Annotated in this window: 3 protein-coding genes; all 3 read left to right on the forward strand. The window is 41.9% G+C overall.

Translation table 11 applies throughout. The features are described 5' to 3' along the window. The first annotated feature begins 152 nt into the window (after positions 1 to 152). Positions 153 to 515: a plasmid mobilization relaxosome protein MobC gene (gene mobC / locus FJR38_RS25345; protein WP_168540162.1), complete on the forward strand. Its 363-nt coding sequence runs from the start codon at positions 153 to 155 to the stop codon at positions 513 to 515. A gap of 142 nt (positions 516 to 657) precedes the next feature. Next, entirely contained in the window at positions 658 to 2,589 is a 1,932-nt protein-coding gene (locus FJR38_RS25350) for a relaxase/mobilization nuclease domain-containing protein (RefSeq protein WP_168540164.1), read from the forward strand. 37 nt (positions 2,590 to 2,626) lie between these two features. Beyond that, positions 2,627 to 3,441: FGGY family carbohydrate kinase (locus FJR38_RS28830; RefSeq protein WP_254449560.1), on the forward strand; the 815-nt coding region annotated here is incomplete at its 3' end.

Below are 3,441 nucleotides of genomic sequence, written 5' to 3' on the forward strand. Positions count from 1 at the left end.
TATACGAAAAAAAATCAAAAACTCATAGGACTTGTATTCACTTTCAATGCTGGATGTGAAATTCAAATCGAAAATAGCCATTTGGTTAATGACTAATTTACTTAAATATTTCAAACTGGAAATAAAACATAATCTTTGCAATGAATTAAGCCATGCCTCAAAAAGAGCGCACAATTAGATTTCATATCTGCCTCACACCGCAAGAGAAAGAACAGGTGCGACAAATGGCAGCAGAAAATAGCTTAACGATGGCAGAGTTATTCCGTGCTAAGACTATCAAAAATAGATTGCCCAGGCGTGTCACCAAAGTGGCAGGTCAAACTTACTGGGAGTTGGGGAAAATAGGCAATAACCTCAACCAAATAGCTAAAGCCATTAATACATCGGTACTCATGGGTGAGCCAGTGGTTGTTGATAGAGGATTGTTGGAACAGGTAAGAGATTTGGTAAAACAAGTGCGGCGAGAGATTACAGAAGTTGATTTAATCACTGATTTACAAGACGAGGAAGATTGATTTGGTAAAACAGGTGCGGCGAGAAATTACGGAAGTTGATTTAATCACTGATTTACAAGACGAGGAAGATTGATTTGGTAAAACAGGTGCGGTGAGAAATTACGGAAGTTGATTTAATTACCGATTTACAAAACGAGGAAAATTGATTGGTAAACAGGTTAAAGGTAAAAGTTTTATCAAATTGCTCAAATACCTTTTTGGCAAGGAAGGAGCAAGACAAATTGGTGGCAACATGGACGAAACAACCCCACGTTCATTAGCTGCTGAGTTGCAATTTTCTACACGCATTAACCCAAAAGTTACTAGAAATGTTTATCATGCTTCTCTCAGCTTGCCCCACAATGAGAGTTTAGATGATGACACTTGGCATGAAATCGCCCAGAAATATCTGCAAGCAATGGGTTTTACTATGAACCAATATATCGTAGTGCGACACACTGACCGGACTCATGATCATGCACATATTGTTGCCAATCGCATTCGTTTAGATGGAACTACAGTTTCCGATAGCTGGGACTATCCCAGAAGTGAAGCAGTGATTCGCAAGTTAGAAAAAGAATACAATTTGCAAACAGTAGAATCAAGTAAGAGAAAGGAAAACAGCAGTCCTACTACTGGTGAACGCAGACAACTTGCTAGAACTGGAGAGGAAAGTGTTAGGGTGAGACTTCAGCGATGCCTACGGCGGGCGTTGCCATCGCTCGATGCAGCAACCCATGACCACCTAACTATGCCAGAGTTTATCAAGCGATCGCAACAACAAGGTATTAATGTCTGCGTTGGTTACACTCGCACAGGCAAAGTCAAAGGCATTAGTTACCAACTTGATGGCGTGGCTTTCAGTGGGATGCATCTTGGTAAAGCATATACTTTTCCCGGTTTACAAAAACATATAGGTGTCAGCTATATTCCTAAGCGGGATGATCAACTCATCCAAAAACTGACAGAGCGAAATATTGAAAATGTTACATCCAATCAACCAAACCAGGACGAGCAACGCATTCAAATTGAGGCAAATGTTGAAAATAGCACAATAAAAGTTTCTTCACCACTGGATAAGAAACACATTGAAATCGGGCAACCTGTTGAAAATTCAAAACCAACAGTTGCTCAAAAACACAATGACAAACATCTTCAAATCCAACAAACTGTTGACCATTCAACATCAACAGTGGGAGCAAAACAAGATGATGAGCGTATCCAACGACTAACAGCACAAACAGTTGACCATTCAACACCACCTATCAGGCAACCAAATTCTTTACCTACACCAGAACCCGCAAACTGGGAACAAATACGGCTAAATTTACACCAGCAGTACAATTTACCCAATTCTCTGCTCACAGAACTGTATCAAAAAGGTTGGCTATATCCCAGTAAAACAGGTCAACCAGTATTTGTAGAACGCACACTTGATGATATTCCCACTCAAGCCAAGCAGCTAGAACCAACAGGTGACTTCACTGCTATTCCTCTCAACTCTGAACCTACGAAAAACGGTGGTTTTTGGATTGCTACGGATACCACAGTCACAAGAGCAGTGTTACTCAGTGACCCCATCGAAGTTCTTTCTGTTATTGCCTTAGAATCAACTGTTGACAAAAGAAAGCGGCAACCGACATTGTATTGGAGTATGGGCATGGAGAGAGAGTACAATGCCACAAACGAAATATTTGCAGCAGCGCCGAGCGATCGCTCTGAAAGTAGTGCCGATTGCGCTTCGAGTAGTACCAGAGGCGATTCCTACGGAGTGCTGAGTGCAAGGTACACGCTCCGTGATAGCACTTTGCACACTACCGCAGACAATCGCACTTTGTCCAGTGTTGATAATATTTTGCAAACTGCCCCAGGAAATCGCTCTCAAATACCTTTAGAATTTTTACGCTCACTTGATACAGTGATCATCGCGGTTAAAGATAATGAGAATGAGGACTTGGTATCTGAGATATTGGCTGAACTACCACAGGCCAAACGAGTTTCTCCTGGTCAAGTGGGTTGGAATAAGCTGTTAACTGATAGTAAAATGCAACCCAAGCATAGCCAAATTCCACAACTTCAAGATTGGGAACTTTGATATTATTTATCAGTGCATAGCCAAGCAACATAAACCCATGACTAAATACGTCGCTGCAATTGACCAAGGAACTACCAGCACCCGCTTCATCATCTTTGACAAGCAGGGTAAAATTGTCAGCTATGCCCAAAAAGAACATCAGCAGATTTACCCCCAACCAGGTTGGGTAGAACACGACCCCAAGGAAATCTGGTCATCTACTCAAACTGTAATTAAAGATGCCTTGGAGCAGAGTAATATTACTGTTGCTGAGATAACAGCAATTGGCATTACGAATCAGCGGGAAACAGTAGTAGTTTGGGATAAGCAAACAGGCGAACCTTACTATAACGCCATTGTCTGGCAAGATACCAGAACTGACTACATCTGTAATCAACTTGCCGCAGATGGTGGGATAGACCGTTTTCGCGCCACAACAGGTTTACCACTGGCTACCTATTTCAGCGCCCCCAAAATTAAGTTGTTACTGGAAAACATACCAGGATTAAAAGCCGCAGCCGAAAATGGTAATGCTCTTTTTGGCACAATTGACACCTTTTTGATTTGGCATTTAACAGGTGGTACAGAAGGCGGTTTGCATATTACTGATGTTACCAATGCCAGTCGAACTTTGCTGATGAATTTGAATTCTCTGGACTGGGAACCGGAAATTTTAGAAATTATGGGTATTCCCTGGCAAATGTTGCCAGAAATTCGCCCTTCATCGGCTATTTATGGCAAGGCTACGGGTATTTTGGCAGGAGTTCCCATTGCGGCTGACTTAGGTGATCAACAAGCCGCATTAATTGGACAAACTTGTTTTCAGGTAGGTGAAGCCAAAATACCTATGGTACAGGTTGCTTCATGCTGCTG

Source organism: Anabaena sp. UHCC 0253 (assembly GCF_009712085.1).
In the GTDB taxonomy this organism is placed as follows: domain Bacteria; phylum Cyanobacteriota; class Cyanobacteriia; order Cyanobacteriales; family Nostocaceae; genus Dolichospermum.

What these genes read in the sequence shown, in the direction of transcription:
- mobC (WP_168540162.1), top strand. Translation starts at nt 153, where the DNA reads ATGCCTCAAAAAGAGCGCACAATTAGATTTCATATCTGCCTCACACCG.